This is a genomic window from Pseudomonas sp. IPO3749 (assembly GCF_013386605.1).
Lineage (GTDB): Bacteria > Pseudomonadota > Gammaproteobacteria > Pseudomonadales > Pseudomonadaceae > Aquipseudomonas > Aquipseudomonas azotoformans_A.
Window position 1 is genome coordinate 24,212 of sequence record NZ_JACARN010000076.1, and the last position, 15,745, is coordinate 39,956.

Consider the following 15,745-nt stretch of genomic DNA (forward strand, 5'->3'; position numbering starts at 1 on the left):
AATCAATCTTCCTTCGGCACAACCCAGAAAATCTGCACGCCACCATCGTCCCGATAGGCGAGGGTGACGTTGTCGTTCTCGGCGATTTCCTCCAGCAAGCGCGCCCATTCATCCTCTGGCTCGTCCGGCAAACGGAAGATCAACGCCGCCTTGGCTTTCTGGGCATTGGTCGAATTGATGATCTTTTGTACGCGAACGGCGAGGCGTGTGTAGGCATCGGGTGGGGTTGGCGCTGCGGAAGAGGACTTTGCCACGGAGTGTTCCTTAAAAATCTGTACGCACATACAGTATTTAACTGTAGGCGTTTTCGCAACTACTTAGATTTCAAGAAGTCCGTCTGACAGCAAATCGGGTAATTTGGCGTAGGGCGAAGGGGTTTTAAACGAGGGGGAGAGCAGGAGCGGATAGAACCGCCCCTGCCGAGGTGTTACCGGGAATCAATATTCCCAGAACATCCGTTGCAGCTCTTTGCTGTCCTGGGTCTTGGTCAGGGCGACCATCGCCAGGATGCGGGCTTTCTGTGGGTTCAGGTCATGTGCAGCCACCCAGTCGTACTTGTCGTCCGGTTGTTCGGCGTTACGCAGAACGAAACCACCGGCATTCACGTGGGAAGAACGGATGATCTGAACGCCTTGCTTGCGCAGTTCCTGCAGGGCAGGCACCACCTTGGAAGACACCGAGCCATTACCGGTGCCGGCATGGATGATGGCTTTCGCGCCAGCTTGGGCCAGGGCTTTGACCGCAGTGTCGCTCACGTTGCCATAGCCATAGGCGATTTCAACGTCAGGCAGGCTCTTGATGCTTTTGATGTCGAATTCCGAATCCATGGTGTGACGCTTGGCTGGCAAGCGGAACCAGTAGGATTTGCCTTCAACCACCATGCCCAGCGGGCCCCATGGGCTCTTGAACGCCTCGGTCTTGATATTGATCATCTTGCTGACGTCGCGACCCGACTGGATCTCGTCGTTCATGGTGACCAGCACGCCTTTGCCGCGCGCGTCTTTGCTGCCTGCCACGGCCACGGCGTTGTACAGGTTAAGCATGCCGTCTGCCGACATGGCGGTGCCTGGGCGCATGGAACCGACCACCACGATGGGCTTGTCGGTTTTTTCCACCAGGTTCAGGAAGTAGGCGGTTTCTTCCAGGGTGTCAGTACCGTGGGTGATCACGATGCCGTCCACGTCCTTGCTGTCGGCCAGTTCGGCGACGCGGCGACCCAGTTGCAGCAGGTTTTCATTGTTGATGCTTTCGGACGCAATTTGCATCACTTGCTCGCCGCGCACATTGGCGATCTGGCTAAGCTCAGGAACACCGGCAATCAATTGCTCGATACCGACTTTGGCCGCCTGGTAGGTGGCACTGTTGGCCGCACTGGCGCCAGCGCCGGCAATGGTGCCGCCGGTGGCGAGGATCACTACGTTGGACAGTTTGGTCTTGGATTCAACTTCCTTTGCCTGGGCGGCAAGGGGGAACAGCAGCAGGAGGGCTAACGCGCCCGGAACAAAGTTCTTCAGTGCAGATTTCATTATTTTTCTCTCTGGTTTTTGATGAGTGCTGTAGCAGGTTCATCTAGAACACCCGGGCGGTTCTGAATGCCACGAGGTGATGGGGTAGAGCAGGATCTGTACCAGGCTGATTGTGTTCGAGGTTATAAAATAACTTATTGATTTATAACAGTTTAATTTGAATTTTGATGAGTTGTGGGTAGGTGGGCGTCCGGCTTTCCGAACATCGGAACTTATTGCGTTCGGTTGTCCGAAAAAGTTGAGCGCCGACCCTTGGGGTTTGCATGAATAATGCGCCACAGACTGTCGTTTTAGAGAACGACCGGCAGCGTGCAATGTTTAACGGTGTCTATCGTCAGGCGCGAGGGAGGAGGTGGATGAAAGGCTGTTTTCAACCGTTGACAAATCTCGACAAGGTTCTCATAGTTTGAATAACGCAAACGTTTGCGAGATGTTTCACGGGGTGCTCCCTGAGTATCGTGACAGCTCGTATCAGCCACCCGGGTGGGAGGGCTGCCGAAGCGATCTTCGGTGCAAGCGTTGCTCACAATAATCATAAGATCGGAGTGAACCCATGAAGCTGCCATTTGCTGGACGCCTTCTTGCTGTCGCTGTGCTTGCCGCCGCATCCGCTGCCCTGCCTCTCTCCTCTGCATTTGCCGATGACGCTGCCAAACCCAAGGTTGGCCTGGTCATGAAATCCCTCGCCAACGAATTCTTCGTCACCATGCAAGACGGTGCCAAGACGTACCAGAAAGAACACGCCGCCGATTTCGACATGATCACCAACGGGATCAAGAACGAAACCGATACCAGCGCGCAGATCGATATCGTCAACCAGATGATCCTCGCCAAGGTCAATGCCATCGTCATCGCACCCGCCGATTCCAAGGCGCTGGTCACCGTGCTGAAGAAGGCTTCGGATGCCGGTATCAAAGTCGTCAACATCGACAACCGCCTGGACCCGGACGTGCTCAAAAGCAAAAACCTCGATATTCCTTTCGTAGGCCCGGACAACCGCAAAGGCTCCAAGCTGGTGGGCGACTACCTGGCCAAGCAACTGGCCTCGGGTGACAAGGTCGGCATCATCGAAGGCGTGCCGACGACCACCAACGCCCAACAGCGTACCGCAGGCTACAAGGATGCGATGGACGCTGCCGGCATGAAGATCGTCTCCACTCAATCGGGCAACTGGGAAATCGACCAGGGCCAGAAAGTCGCGTCCGCCATGCTGAGTGAGTACCCGGACCTCAAGGCCCTGCTGGCCGGTAACGACAACATGGCGTTGGGCGCTGTCTCCGCCGTACGTGCGGCAGGCAAGGCCGGCAAAGTACTGGTCGTGGGCTACGACAACATCGAAGCCATCAAGCCGATGTTGCAAGACGGCCGCGTACTCGCCACCGCTGACCAGGCCGCTGCCCAGCAAGCCGTGTTCGGTATCCAGAACGCGCTCAAGCTGGTCAAGGGTGAGAAAGTCGATGCCAAAGATGGCGTGATCGAAACCCCGGTCGAACTCGTCCTCAAGAAGTAATCCTGGCAGTACCCAACAGCGCTCGCTCGTCCTGAGCGGGCGCCTGGAGATTTTCCTATGTCATCTTCCGCCCCGAACGCTGTCCTCTCGGTCAGCGGTATCGGCAAGACCTATGCCCAGCCGGTTCTGTCCGACATCACCCTGACGCTCAATCGCGGGGAAGTGCTGGCGCTGACCGGTGAGAACGGCGCAGGCAAAAGCACCTTGTCGAAGATCATCGGCGGGCTGGTCACGCCGACCACCGGGCACATGCAGTTCAATGGCCAGGACTACCGCCCCGGCAGCCGCACCCAGGCCGAAGAGCTGGGCGTGCGCATGGTCATGCAGGAACTCAACCTGCTGCCGACGCTGACCGTCGCCGAAAACCTGTTCCTGGATAACCTGCCCAGCCACTGTGGCTGGATCAGCCGCAAGCAACTGCGCAAGGCTGCGATCGAGGCCATGGCCCAGGTCGGCCTGGATGCTATCGACCCGGATACTCTGGTCGGCAGCCTGGGCATTGGCCATCAGCAAATGGTCGAGATCGCCCGTAACCTGATCGGCGACTGCCATGTACTGATCCTCGACGAACCCACGGCCATGCTCACCGCCCGTGAAGTCGAGATGCTGTTTGAACAAATCACCCGCCTGCAGGCCCGGGGCGTGGCGATCATCTACATTTCACACCGGCTGGAAGAGCTGGCCCGTGTGGCCCAACGCATTGCGGTATTGCGCGACGGCAAGCTGGTCTGTGTCGAGCCGATGGCCAACTACAACAGTGAGCAATTGGTCACCTTGATGGTCGGTCGCGAGCTGGGCGAACACATCGACCTGGGCCCGCGCACCATTGGCGGCCCGGCCCTGACGGTGAAAGGCCTGACCCGCTCGGACAAGGTCCGCGACGTGTCCTTTGAAGTGCGTGCGGGCGAGATCTACGGCATTTCCGGCCTGATCGGTGCCGGTCGTACTGAACTGTTGCGCCTGATCTTCGGTGCTGACCTGGCCGACAGCGGCACCGTGGCGCTCGGCTCGCCGGCCCAGGTGGTGAGCATTCGCTCGCCGGTGGATGCGGTGGGCCACGGCATTGCCCTGATCACCGAGGACCGCAAGGGCGAAGGCTTGCTGCTGACTCAGTCCATCAGCGCCAATATCGCGCTGGGTAACATGCCGGAAATTTCCGGCGGTGGCGTGGTCAACAGCCGCAATGAAACCGCATTGGCCAAGCGCCAGATCGATGCCATGCGCATCCGCAGTTCCAGCCCGGCGCAGTTGGTTTCCGAGTTGTCCGGTGGTAACCAGCAGAAGGTGGTGATTGGCCGGTGGCTGGAGCGCGATTGCTCGGTGATGTTGTTCGATGAGCCGACCCGTGGCATCGACGTCGGTGCCAAATTCGATATTTATGCCTTGCTGGGCGAATTGACCCGCCAGGGCAAAGCGCTGGTGGTGGTGTCCAGCGACCTGCGTGAACTCATGCTGATTTGCGACCGCATCGGTGTGTTGTCCGCCGGGCGCTTGATCGAGACCTTCGAGCGCGACAGCTGGACCCAGGACGAATTGCTCGCCGCCGCCTTTGCCGGCTATCAAAAACGTGATGCGCTGCTCAATGACGCAGTGCTTAGGGATACCCCATGAAAACCACAACTTCCCCCGGCAAGACTGGCGGCAACTTCTACGGCCTGGGCACCTACCTGGGCCTGGCGGGCGCCTTGCTGGCGATGATCGCGCTGTTCTCGGTGCTCAGCGACCACTTCCTGTCCTACGACACCTTCAGCACGTTGGCCAACCAGATTCCGGACCTGATGGTGCTGGCGGTCGGCATGACCTTTATCCTGATCATCGGCGGCATCGACCTGTCGGTGGGCTCGGTGCTGGCCCTGGCGGCGTCGGCCGTCAGCGTGGCGATTCTCGGCTGGGGCTGGAGCGTATTGCCGGCCGCCGTGCTGGGCATGGGTTGTGCGGCATTGGCCGGTACAATTACCGGCTCGATCACCGTGGCCTGGCGCATTCCGTCATTTATCGTGTCCCTCGGTGTGCTGGAAATGGCCCGTGGCGTGGCGTACCAGATGACTGGCTCGCGCACCGCCTACATCGGTGATTCATTTGCCTGGCTGTCCAACCCGATTGCCTTTGGCATCTCGCCGTCGTTCATCATTGCCTTGCTGGTGATTATCGCCGCGCAGCTTGTATTGACGCGTACCGTGTTTGGTCGTTATCTGATCGGTATCGGCACCAACGAAGAGGCCGTACGCCTGGCGGGGATCAATCCCAAGCCCTACAAGATTCTGGTGTTCAGCCTTATGGGTCTGCTGGCTGGTGTGGCCGCACTGTTCCAGATTTCGCGCCTGGAAGCCGCGGACCCGAATGCGGGCTCCGGTCTGGAGCTGCAAGTGATCGCCGCAGTGGTGATCGGCGGCACCAGCCTGATGGGCGGGCGCGGCTCGGTGATCAGTACCTTTTTTGGTGTATTGATTATTTCGGTATTGGCCGCCGGCCTGGCGCAGATCGGTGCCACGGAGCCCACGAAACGCATCATTACCGGTGCCGTGATCGTGATTGCCGTGGTCCTCGATACCTACCGCAGCCAGCGCGCCAGTCGGCGAGGCTGAGCCATGGCAACGATCAAGGATGTGGCGGCGCTTGCAGGTATTTCCTACACCACGGTGTCCCATGTGGTGAACAAGACGCGCCCGGTCAGCGAGCCGGTACGTATCAAGGTCGAAGCGGCGATCAAACAGCTCGACTACGTGCCCAGCGCCGTCGCGCGTTCGCTCAAGGCCAAGACCACGGCCACCATCGGTTTGCTGGTGCCCAACAGTCTCAACCCGTATTTCGCGGAATTGGCCCGAGGTATCGAGGATTACTGTGAGCGTAATGGCTACTGCGTGATTCTTTGCAATTCCGACGACAACGCCGAAAAACAGCGTAACTATTTGCGCGTGTTGTTGGAAAAGCGCATCGACGGTTTGATCGTGACCTCGGTGGGCGGCGACGACAGCGGTCTTGCCGCGGGTTTGAGCGCGGTGCGTACGCCCATGGTGATTGTTGACCGGGCGCTGGATGGCATTGACGTGGACCTGGTGCGTATCGACCATGAGGAGGGCGCCTACCTGGCGACCCGGCACTTGCTCGAACTGGGCCACCGAGACATCGCCTGCATCGGTGGTCCGGCCCATACTCGTGTCGCGCAGATGCGTCTGGCGGGGTATCACCGCGCGCTGCATGAGGCTGGCGTGGCAGTGGCAGACAATCGCACCCAGGAAAGCGACTTCACCAGCACAGGCGGGTATGCCGCCGCTGTCCAGTTATTGGCGCACAATCCGCCCAGCGCGATTTTTGCCAGTAACGACATGATCGGTTTCGGCGTGTTGCGCGCAGCAGCCGAGCGCAATATCCGCGTGCCGGGCGAGCTGTCAGTGATCGGTTTCGATGACATTCAAATGGGCCGTTACGTCTACCCGGCGTTGACGACGGTCGGGCAGTCGATCGTGCAACTGGGCGAGACGGCGGCCGAGCTGTTACTGCGAAGAATTGCGACACCCCACATGCCGATCGATCAACGCATCGTGACGCCGAGCATTGTATTGCGTGAGTCGACGGCGCCCGTCGCCGGTACATTCGCCCAATACCGCTGAACCGAATTGATGAGTACTGATGTATGCCAGCAAAAGTAGTGGTAGTAGGCAGCTTGAACATGGACCTGGTGACCCGCGCCAGCCGGCTGCCGCGTGCCGGTGAAACGCTCATCGGGCAGACATTTTCCACCGTACCTGGCGGGAAGGGCGCGAACCAGGCGGTCGCTTCGGCGCGGCTGGGCGCTGAGGTTTCGATGATCGGCTGTGTGGGCACGGACGCCTATGGCACCCAATTGCGTGACGCATTGCTGGTGGAAGGCATTGATTGCCAGGCCGTCAGTACGGTGGAGGGCTCCAGTGGCGTGGCCTTGATCGTGGTGGATGACAGCAGCCAGAACGCGATTGTGATCGTGGCCGGCAGTAACGGCGAACTGACGCCTGCCTCGTTGCAGGCGTTTGACGCGGTGCTGCAAGCGGCCGACGTGATCGTCTGCCAACTGGAAGTGCCGATGAATACGGTGGGCTACACCCTCAAGCGCGGCCGTGAGCTGGGCAAGACGGTGATCCTAAATCCAGCTCCGGCCAGCGGTCCATTGCCGGCTGAGTGGTACGCGTCGATCGACTACCTCATTCCCAATGAAAGCGAAGCCACGGCACTGAGCGGCGTGACGGTCGACTCAATTGAAAGCGCCAAGGTGGCGGCTACCCAGCTAATCCAGGCTGGAGCCGGTAAAGTGATCATCACGCTGGGATCCCAGGGCGCGCTGTTTACCGACGGCCAGCGCTTCGAGCACCTGCAGGCGCCGAAGGTCAAGGCGGTCGACACCACGGCCGCGGGCGATACGTTCGTCGGCGGTTTCGCCGCGGCACTGGCCAACGGTAAAAGCGAGGCTGAGGCCATCCGCTTTGGCCAGGTCGCTGCAGCGTTGTCGGTCACCCGTGCCGGCGCGCAACCCTCTATTCCAACGCTGCACGACGTACAAGGTTTTGTGCCCTCATGAAAAAGACACCTCTGCTCAATATTGCCCTGTCGCGTGTGATCGCCTCACTTGGGCACGGCGACATTCTGCTGATTGGCGATGCAGGTCTGCCGGTGCCGCCCGGCGTCGAGCTGATTGACCTGGCGTTGACCCAGGGTATCCCGGATTTCATCAGCACCTTGCGTATCGTGCTCAGTGAAATGCAGGTGGAGAGTCATGTGCTGGCCGAAGAAATCCTGCTCAAGCAACCGCCGGCGCTGGCCGAACTCAACACGCTCACAGAACAGGCCGCACTCGGTGAGCGGCGGCTGGTCAGCCATGAAGAATTCAAGCAGCTCAGCCGCAAGGCGCGCGCCGTGGTGCGCACCGGCGAATGCCAGCCTTACTGCAATATCGCGCTGGTATCCGGCGTAACGTTCTAGCGTTCCCAACGACAAGGAGTGTTTTATGCAACGTGGTCTCCCAACCCTGAAAAACCTGTTCCGGAGTGTTCTGCTTTTGTCCGCACTCACTGCTGCAAGCGCCCAGGCGGCGGAAAAGATCGATCTGATCATCGACACTGACCCCGGCGCCGATGATGTGGTGGCCTTGCTGTTCGCCATGGCTTCCCCGGATGAGCTGAACATCCGCGCGCTGACTACCGTCGCCGGTAACGTGCGCCTGGACAAAACCTCTCGCAACGCACGCCTGGCCCGCGAGTGGGCAGGGCGCGAGGAAATCCCAGTGTATGCCGGTGCGCCAGCCCCGCTGCTGCGCACGCCGATCTACGCCGAGAACATCCATGGCAAGGAAGGTATTTCCGGTGTCACCGTGCATGAGCCCAAGAAGGGCCTGGCGGACGGCAATGCCGTTGACTACCTGATCAAGACCCTGAGCACCGCCAAGCCGCACAGCATCACCATCGCCATGCTTGGCCCGCAGACCAACCTGGCACTGGCACTGACCCAGGCACCAGAAATCACCCAAGGCATCAAGGAAGTGGTGGTGATGGGCGGTGCACACTTCAATGGCGGCAATATCACCCCGGTGGCGGAATTCAACCTGTTCGCCGACCCGGTGGCCGCCGAGATTGTGCTCAAGAGTGGTGTCAAGCTGACCTACCTGCCGCTGGATGTCACCCACAAGGTGTTGACCAGCGAAGCACGCCTGAAAAAGATCGCTGACATCAAGAACAACGCGAGCAAGGTGGTGGGCGATATTCTTAACGAATACGTCAAGGGCGACATGGAACACTACGGTATTCCTGGCGGCCCGGTGCATGACGCAACCGTTATCGCCTACCTGCTCAAACCGTCGCTGTTCAGTGGGCGTCAGGCCAACATGGTGGTGGATAGCCGTGAAGGTCCAACCTTCGGCCAGACCATCGTCGATTGGTACGACGGCCTGAAGCAGCAAAAGAATGTGTTCTGGGTTGAGAATGGCGACGCCCAGGGCTTCTTCGATCTGCTGACCGAGCGCCTGGCACGGCTGAAGTAATGGCTTTACCGGTCGGCGCTCGCCGGCCGGTTCTTATTCGCGCTCGGGGTCGTGTGCCCCCATGTGATCGGCCGGGTATTTCTCGAATATCTGGCCGATGAACGCTTGCGCCGCCTGCGTGCCCAGTTCCTTGACCAGCAGGTCGATACCAATGATTGCCAATTCCTCGGGGCTGCCGGGGCTGTAGGAGCTTTGCCCTTGGGGCCACTTGGCTTTGATGTCGGCTTGGAGCGTTACGGTGGTCATGACGGTCTCGCGAGGCTAAAAGTACTGGGCAGTGCGCTGGAACGCGGTTCTTACCGGGCCAGTTAACCATTTTGTATCGCGTTTGGCACTGATACTTAGGCATGAGGCGATTCGGAATGACGGCAGCGCTATGCGACACTGTCGGCCTGTTTAATTGCCGGGGACACCACGTGCAGATCGATTTGAACAACCCCGAGAACCTGACATTGGCCAATGTGCGCCAATTGCTCGCCAGTGCCAGCGACGACGAACATACCCAGTTGCGGGTGACCAAGGCTGGAATCGCTTATATCTCCTCTGGGAAGCTTGTAGGCGGTGTAGAGATCGACGACCTGCTGTTTCGTCTGGAGACTTGGGCAAAAGGCTCAGGATACGTGGGAAATGTGGCTGCCAGTGACGAAGTTTGGGTCACCCAGATTTTCAATGCGCTGAAACAGAATTGGCCGACGCCGGAATTTGACTACATCGATATCTACTGATTTCGTTCATATCTGGTCACGATTGAGCGGGCGATTGCCTGTCGAGAGTCAGGCAGACTTCCCAGGCGGCGGTTTACGTCTTGAAACCAATCCGCCCAATCGCTGTCGCACGATCTCTGTCCATTTTTTATCATAGGAGGCTTCATGCCTTGGAAGCTCGCATCATTCGGTACTTTGTTGGCAGCACTCGCGTTGGCGGGTTGCAGCACCCCGGGTGCCTCTGAGCCAGCCAAAGACGCCGCCGTGGCCGATGCCGGTCATAGCCGCTGTGAGTCGAAGGCCGCCGAATTCACCATCGGCCAGAAAGCTTCGCCCCAGTTGCTGGAGCAGGCGCGTACCCGTGCCGGTGCGCAGAACGCACGCATCCTCAAGCCGAACGACATGATCACCCTGGAGTATCGCTCCGACCGCTTGAACCTGAACACTGACGACAACCTGGTGATCACGCGAGTCAATTGCGGCTAAGTCGCTCCAGGCTTTTGCAGCGCCCATAAAAAACCCCGTCACATGGACGGGGTTTTTTTTAGCTCAGCGGAGAATTACTCGCCGCGAACCTGTGCAGCTTGCATACCCTTTTGGCCTTTCTCAGCCACGAAGGAAACGGTTTGGCCTTCTTTCAGGCTTTTGAAACCGTCGCTTTCGATAGCTTTGAAGTGTACGAACAGGTCGTCACCGCCACCTTGAGGAGTGATGAAGCCGAAGCCTTTTTCATCGTTGAACCATTTAACGGTGCCGGTTTGGCGATTAGACATGGTGTATCTCCAAGAAACATATATTTTCAGTAGTGCTGTGCTGCTCAGGCCAACTGGGCACACCGGGCTATCATAGTCGAAATGTTCGGCTTGGGAGCCCCCCCAAGGCATTGTTTGCTAATCAATAGCGTTGCGTTTAGTGCCTTGGTCGGCTGAAAGCCCCGATTTACGGGGCTTAAGCTCGAAATATCAGCTGGTAAAAAAAGCCGTAAAACCTGTGTAATTTGTGAGAAATGGCAGTTTTCGGGCCATTTTTCCGGCAAAACAGCTGTGTGATCAGCCGCAAATCTTACTTTTTCTTCACGACTTTGCAGGACGAAATAGCCGCGACTGCTTTGTTTTTAAGCTCCGGGCTGGCGTTCTGGTTCGTCATGAGTTCTTTGATTTCGGCAGTGCTCAGTTCAGCGTTGATCTTGTCTGCGCCACATTCGCAATGGGCTTTGGCAGTTTTGACGTCTACGTTCTGGCTGGCGGCGGCGCTGCAGTCGCTGACAAAACTGTCGCGAGCACCGGCTGGCCAGTTCGACGGGGCAGCAGCTTGCGCACCCAGGGAGAGGAGGGTCAGGGAAGCGGCGAGAGCGAGGGTAGAGGTAAAACGCATCATGAGGATGCTCCTTTGGGTCGAGGACGAACGGCGATTCTCGGAGGGTTTGAGGGCTGGCGTACAGCCCAAGTTCACTTTTGCAGCTATAAAGGGCGGAATTTGTATTTACGCAAGATAGCGGCGGCACGATGACCGTTCATCTGTGCTAGCATCTTCGGCCTGGCTATTTCCAGGCGCGCCCATTGCCGCCTTGCCATGTTCTTTTTAGCTCACTCCAGTCACTCTGGTTCGATTATCGGTTGGCCGAAAGGCTCCTGCCGCTGTAAGGCAGGCGTTCATCATTGAACGGCCTGGTATTGGATCTTGTACTGGCTCATCCCAACCCACGTGACCTTTGGTAGGGGTCACCACTAGGAGAGGAGGCGCCATGCCAACTATTACTCTTCCCGACGGCAGTCAACGTTCATTCGATCATTCGGTTTCCGTAGCCGACGTCGCCGCATCCATTGGTGCAGGCCTGGCCAAGGCCACCGTGGCCGGCAAGGTCGACGGCAAGCTCGTCGACGCCAGCGACCTGATCACCAGCGATGCCAGCCTGCAAATCATCACGCCCAAGGACCAAGAGGGGCTGGAGATCATTCGCCACTCTTGCGCGCACTTGATTGGCCACGCGGTCAAGCAACTGTATCCAACCGCGAAAATGGTGATCGGCCCGGTCATCGAAGAAGGCTTCTATTACGACATCGCCTATGAGCGTCCTTTCACTCCGGACGACTTGGCTGCGATCGAACAGCGTATGCACCAGCTGATCGAAAAAGACTACGACGTGATCAAGAAAGTCACGCCGCGCGCCGAAGTCATCGACGTGTTCACCGCCCGTGGCGAAGACTACAAGCTGCGCCTGGTGGAAGACATGCCGGAAGAGCAGGCCATGGGCCTGTACTACCACGAAGAATATGTCGACATGTGCCGTGGCCCGCACGTGCCGAATACGCGCTTCCTCAAATCGTTCAAGCTGACCAAGCTGTCCGGCGCCTACTGGCGTGGCGACGCGAAGAACGAGCAACTGCAGCGGATCTACGGCACCGCCTGGGCTGACAAGAAGCAGCTGGCGGCCTACATCCAGCGCATCGAAGAAGCCGAAAAGCGCGACCACCGCAAGATCGGCAAGCGCCTGAACCTGTTCCACCTCCAGGAAGAAGCGCCGGGCATGGTGTTCTGGCACCCGAACGGTTGGACCCTGTACCAGGTGCTCGAGCAGTACATGCGCAAGGTTCAGCGTGAGAACGGCTACCTGGAGATCAAGACGCCCCAGGTTGTTGACCGTAGCCTCTGGGAGAAATCCGGGCACTGGGCCAACTACGCCGACAACATGTTCACCACCCAGTCGGAAAACCGCGACTACGCCATCAAGCCGATGAACTGCCCGTGCCACGTGCAGGTGTTCAACCAAGGCCTGAAGAGCTACCGCGAGTTGCCGATGCGCCTGGCTGAGTTCGGTGCCTGCCACCGTAACGAGCCATCGGGTGCGCTGCACGGCATCATGCGTGTGCGTGGTTTTACCCAGGACGACGCCCACATCTTCTGCACCGAAGAGCAGATGCAGGCCGAATCCGCCGCGTTCATCAAGCTGACCATGGATGTTTATCGCGATTTCGGCTTTACCGAAGTCGAGATGAAGCTGTCCACTCGTCCGGAAAAACGCGTCGGCTCCGACGAACTGTGGGATCGCGCCGAAGCTGCACTGGCCGCTGCGCTCGACAGTGCGGGCCTTGCGTACGATCTGCAGCCGGGCGAAGGCGCGTTCTACGGTCCGAAGATCGAGTTCTCGCTGAAAGATTGCCTTGGCCGCGTCTGGCAGTGTGGTACCCTGCAGCTCGATTTTAACCTGCCGATCCGTCTGGGCGCCGAATACGTGTCCGAAGACAACAGCCGTAAACACCCGGTTATGCTGCACCGGGCGATCCTTGGCTCGTTCGAACGGTTCGTCGGGATCCTGATCGAGCACTACGAGGGTGCATTCCCTGCGTGGTTGGCTCCGACCCAGGCAGTGATCATGAATATCACTGATAAACAGGCAGATTTTGCCGCCGAAGTTGAAAAAACTCTCAACGAAAGCGGGTTTCGTGCCAAGTCCGACTTGAGAAATGAAAAGATCGGCTTTAAAATCCGCGAGCATACTTTGCTCAAGGTTCCCTATCTTTTGGTTATCGGAGATCGGGAAGTCGAGATGCAGACTGTCGCTGTGCGTACTCGTGAAGGTGCTGACCTGGGCTCGATGCCCGTCGCCCAGTTCGCTGAGTTCCTCGCGCAAGCGGTTTCCCGGCGTGGTCGCCCAGATTCGGAGTAATTATTATTAAGCGTGAAATGAGACAAGATAAACGAGCTGCACCGAAAGCCCCGATCAACGAGAATATCTCGGCACGCGAGGTTCGGTTAATTGGCGCTGACGGCGAGCAGATTGGCATCGTCTCGATTGATGAAGCGCTTCGTATCGCTGAAGAGTCCAAATTGGACCTGGTGGAAATCTCCGCCGACGCAGTCCCGCCTGTTTGCCGGGTGATGGACTACGGCAAGTCGATCTTCGAAAAGAAGAAGCAGATTGCAGCGGCGAAGAAGAACCAGAAGCAGATTCAAGTAAAAGAAATCAAGTTTCGTCCAGGGACGGAGGAAGGGGATTACCAGGTAAAACTGCGCAACCTGGTACGTTTCCTGAGTGATGGGGACAGGGCCAAGGTATCCTTGCGATTCCGCGGCCGTGAGATGGCCCACCAGGAGCTGGGCATGGAACTCCTCAAGCGGGTTGAAGCTGACCTGTTGGAGTACGGTTCCGTTGAACAGCATCCTAAGATGGAAGGACGCCAGCTGATCATGGTCATCGCCCCGAAAAAGAAGAAGTAATCAACAGGGCACGGCAGGCCTTCTGATTATGTTTATCAACTGAATGCGGAGTATCCGAACATGCCAAAGATGAAGACTAAAAGTGGTGCTGCTAAGCGGTTTCTGAAAACTGCTAACGGTATCAAGCACAAGCACGCTTTCAAGAGCCACATCCTGACCAAAATGTCGACCAAGCGTAAGCGTCAACTGCGCGGTAGCAGCTTGCTGCATCCGTCTGACGTGGCAAAAGTCGAGCGCATGCTGCGCCTTCGTTAATTTTTGGATCAAGAATAGAGGAAGTAACTCATGGCTCGTGTAAAGCGTGGCGTCATTGCCCGTAAACGTCACAAAAAAATTCTGAAACTTGCTAAAGGCTACTACGGCGCGCGTTCACGCGTATTCCGTGTCGCCAAGCAAGCGGTAATCAAGGCAGGCCAATACGCCTACCGCGACCGTCGTCAGAAAAAACGTCAGTTCCGCGCTCTGTGGATCGCTCGTATCAACGCTGGTGCACGTGTTAACGGTCTGTCCTACAGCCGTTTCATCGCTGGCCTGAAAAAAGCTTCCATCGAGATCGACCGTAAGGTTCTGGCCGAACTGGCAGTGAACGAAAAAGCGGTGTTTGCTGCGATTGTCGAGAAAGCTAAAGCCACTCTGGCTTAAGTACCCCCGACAATCACCCTGGGTTACGTCTGTAGCCCAAGGTGGTAAACGTCTTAAATAGGGGAAGAGCCTTCAAGCTCTTCCCCTATTTTGTATCTGGAGTCTGTACATGGAAAACCTGGACGCGCTCGTTGCCCAAGCCCTTGAGGCTGTGCAAAGCGCTGAAGATGTAAATGCCCTGGAGCAAATCCGGGTTCACTACCTTGGCAAGAAAGGTGAATTGACTCAGGTGATGAAGACCCTGGGGAATTTGCCGGCTGAAGAGCGTCCGCAAGTCGGTGCGCTGATCAACGTCGCCAAGGAGCGTGTCACAGAGGTGCTCAATGCGCGCAAGGCGACCATGGAGGAGGCTGATCTCGCGGCCAAACTCGCCGCCGAGTCCATTGACGTCACCTTGCCTGGTCGCGGCCAGGCCTCGGGCGGCCTGCATCCGATCACCCGGACTCTGGAACGTATCGAGCAGTTCTTCACCCACATCGGCTACGGCATTGCCGAAGGCCCTGAGGTCGAAGACGACTATCACAATTTCGAGGCGCTCAACATCCCAGGCCACCACCCGGCCCGGTCGATGCACGACACCTTCTATTTCAACGCGAACATGCTGTTGCGCACCCATACCTCGCCGGTACAGGTCCGCACCATGGAAGCGAACAAGCCGCCGATCCGCATTGTCTGCCCAGGCCGTGTGTACCGCAGCGACTCCGATATCACCCACTCGCCGATGTTCCACCAGGTCGAAGGCCTGCTGGTTGATCGCGACATCAACTTCGCTGACCTTAAAGGCACCATCGAAGAATTCCTGCGGGTGTTCTTCGAGAAGGAGCTGGCGGTACGGTTCCGTCCATCGTTCTTCCCGTTCACCGAGCCGTCCGCTGAAGTCGACATGGAATGCGTGATGTGCAGCGGCAAAGGCTGCCGCGTGTGCAAGCAGACCGGCTGGCTGGAAGTGATGGGCTGCGGCATGGTTCATCCTAACGTGCTGCGCATGTCCGGCATCGATCCGGAAGAGTTCTCGGGCTTTGCCTTCGGCATGGGCGTTGAGCGTCTGGCCATGCTGCGTTACGGCGTGAACGACTTGCGTCTGTTCTTCGACAACGACTTGCGGTTCCTCGCGCAATTTCGCTAGTCGTAACGAATC

The 15,745-nt window shown here is 58.0% G+C and carries 19 protein-coding genes; 14 read left to right on the plus strand and 5 right to left on the minus strand.

Translation table 11 applies throughout. The annotated features are described in order from the left end of the window. Positions 1-2: 2 nt before the first annotated feature. Together HX812_RS26135 and HX812_RS26140 are read right to left on the minus strand one after the other, a co-directional pair. Positions 3-254, minus strand: coding sequence for a DUF1654 domain-containing protein (locus HX812_RS26135; RefSeq protein WP_038845635.1), 252 nt, complete (start codon positions 252-254; stop codon positions 3-5). Between the two features lie 183 nt (positions 255-437). After that, positions 438-1,526 carry an asparaginase gene (locus HX812_RS26140; RefSeq protein WP_038845638.1) on the minus strand — a complete coding sequence of 363 codons (1,089 nt, stop codon included), beginning with the start codon at positions 1,524-1,526 and terminating at the stop codon, positions 438-440. Between the two features lie 553 nt (positions 1,527-2,079). Here HX812_RS26140 and HX812_RS26145 point away from each other — a divergent pair. The 7 genes from HX812_RS26145 to HX812_RS26175 are packed head-to-tail and all read left to right on the plus strand — an operon-like array spanning position 2,080 to position 9,043. Continuing rightward, positions 2,080-3,036 carry a sugar ABC transporter substrate-binding protein gene (locus tag HX812_RS26145; protein WP_016978157.1) on the plus strand — a complete coding sequence of 319 codons (957 nt, stop codon included), beginning with the start codon at positions 2,080-2,082 and terminating at the stop codon, positions 3,034-3,036. Between the two features lie 57 nt (positions 3,037-3,093). Then, positions 3,094-4,647 carry a sugar ABC transporter ATP-binding protein gene (locus tag HX812_RS26150; protein WP_016978156.1) on the plus strand — a complete coding sequence of 518 codons (1,554 nt, stop codon included), beginning with the start codon at positions 3,094-3,096 and terminating at the stop codon, positions 4,645-4,647. After that, positions 4,644-5,621 (plus strand): ABC transporter permease, encoded by a 978-nt coding sequence (locus HX812_RS26155; protein ID WP_010209107.1) that lies wholly within the window; start codon positions 4,644-4,646, stop codon positions 5,619-5,621. Before HX812_RS26150 ends, HX812_RS26155 begins: the two co-directional genes overlap by 4 nt. Positions 5,622-5,624: 3 nt before the next feature. Then, the gene (locus tag HX812_RS26160) at positions 5,625-6,647 is read left to right on the plus strand and encodes a LacI family DNA-binding transcriptional regulator (RefSeq protein ID WP_038845641.1); all 1,023 of its coding nucleotides are present in this window, start codon (positions 5,625-5,627) and stop codon (positions 6,645-6,647) included. Positions 6,648-6,670: 23 nt separating this feature from the next. After that, positions 6,671-7,588, plus strand: a complete 918-nt coding sequence (gene rbsK / locus HX812_RS26165) for a ribokinase (RefSeq protein ID WP_038845643.1) — start codon at positions 6,671-6,673, stop codon at positions 7,586-7,588. Beyond that, positions 7,585-7,989 carry a D-ribose pyranase gene (rbsD, locus tag HX812_RS26170; protein ID WP_038845646.1) on the plus strand — a complete coding sequence of 135 codons (405 nt, stop codon included), beginning with the start codon at positions 7,585-7,587 and terminating at the stop codon, positions 7,987-7,989. The genes rbsK and rbsD overlap by 4 nt, the downstream gene beginning before the upstream one ends. Before the next feature lie 25 nt (positions 7,990-8,014). After that, entirely contained in the window at positions 8,015-9,043 is a 1,029-nt protein-coding gene (locus HX812_RS26175) for a nucleoside hydrolase (protein WP_033901722.1), read from the plus strand. 33 nt (positions 9,044-9,076) lie between these two features. Here HX812_RS26175 and HX812_RS26180 read toward each other — a convergent pair whose 3' ends face one another. Continuing rightward, entirely contained in the window at positions 9,077-9,289 is a 213-nt protein-coding gene (locus HX812_RS26180) for a hypothetical protein (RefSeq protein WP_010209115.1), read from the minus strand. A 170-nt stretch (positions 9,290-9,459) separates the two neighbouring features. On the opposite strand from HX812_RS26180, the gene HX812_RS26185 reads away from it, so the two are divergent. Both HX812_RS26185 and HX812_RS26190 read left to right on the plus strand, forming a co-directional pair. Next, positions 9,460-9,768 (plus strand): hypothetical protein, encoded by a 309-nt coding sequence (locus HX812_RS26185; protein ID WP_038845714.1) that lies wholly within the window; start codon positions 9,460-9,462, stop codon positions 9,766-9,768. A gap of 144 nt (positions 9,769-9,912) precedes the next feature. Beyond that, positions 9,913-10,233, plus strand: a complete 321-nt coding sequence (locus HX812_RS26190; protein ID WP_025857833.1) for an I78 family peptidase inhibitor — start codon at positions 9,913-9,915, stop codon at positions 10,231-10,233. A gap of 74 nt (positions 10,234-10,307) precedes the next feature. On the opposite strand, the gene HX812_RS26195 is transcribed toward HX812_RS26190, so the two are convergent. Beyond that, positions 10,308-10,520 carry a cold-shock protein gene (locus HX812_RS26195; RefSeq protein ID WP_003234260.1) on the minus strand — a complete coding sequence of 71 codons (213 nt, stop codon included), beginning with the start codon at positions 10,518-10,520 and terminating at the stop codon, positions 10,308-10,310. A gap of 289 nt (positions 10,521-10,809) precedes the next feature. After that, the gene (locus HX812_RS26200) at positions 10,810-11,124 is read right to left on the minus strand and encodes a hypothetical protein (RefSeq protein WP_016978147.1); all 315 of its coding nucleotides are present in this window, start codon (positions 11,122-11,124) and stop codon (positions 10,810-10,812) included. A gap of 367 nt (positions 11,125-11,491) precedes the next feature. On the opposite strand from HX812_RS26200, the gene thrS reads away from it, so the two are divergent. The 5 genes from thrS to pheS all read left to right on the plus strand — a co-directional run bounded on the left by thrS (position 11,492) and on the right by pheS (position 15,733). Next, on the plus strand, positions 11,492-13,414 hold the full coding sequence (gene thrS / locus HX812_RS26205) for a threonine--tRNA ligase (RefSeq protein ID WP_038845650.1): 1,923 nt from the start codon (positions 11,492-11,494) through the stop codon (positions 13,412-13,414). Further along, positions 13,414-13,965 (plus strand): translation initiation factor IF-3, encoded by a 552-nt coding sequence (gene infC / locus HX812_RS26210; RefSeq protein ID WP_169850653.1) that lies wholly within the window; start codon positions 13,414-13,416, stop codon positions 13,963-13,965. The genes thrS and infC overlap by 1 nt, the downstream gene beginning before the upstream one ends. Positions 13,966-14,025: 60 nt before the next feature. After that, positions 14,026-14,220, plus strand: a complete 195-nt coding sequence (gene rpmI / locus HX812_RS26215) for a 50S ribosomal protein L35 (protein ID WP_002553160.1) — start codon at positions 14,026-14,028, stop codon at positions 14,218-14,220. A gap of 30 nt (positions 14,221-14,250) precedes the next feature. Then, positions 14,251-14,607 (plus strand): 50S ribosomal protein L20, encoded by a 357-nt coding sequence (rplT, locus tag HX812_RS26220; RefSeq protein WP_003174975.1) that lies wholly within the window; start codon positions 14,251-14,253, stop codon positions 14,605-14,607. 109 nt (positions 14,608-14,716) lie between these two features. Then, positions 14,717-15,733, plus strand: coding sequence for a phenylalanine--tRNA ligase subunit alpha (gene pheS, locus HX812_RS26225; protein ID WP_010209123.1), 1,017 nt, complete (start codon positions 14,717-14,719; stop codon positions 15,731-15,733). The last annotated feature ends 12 nt before the right edge of the window (positions 15,734-15,745 follow it).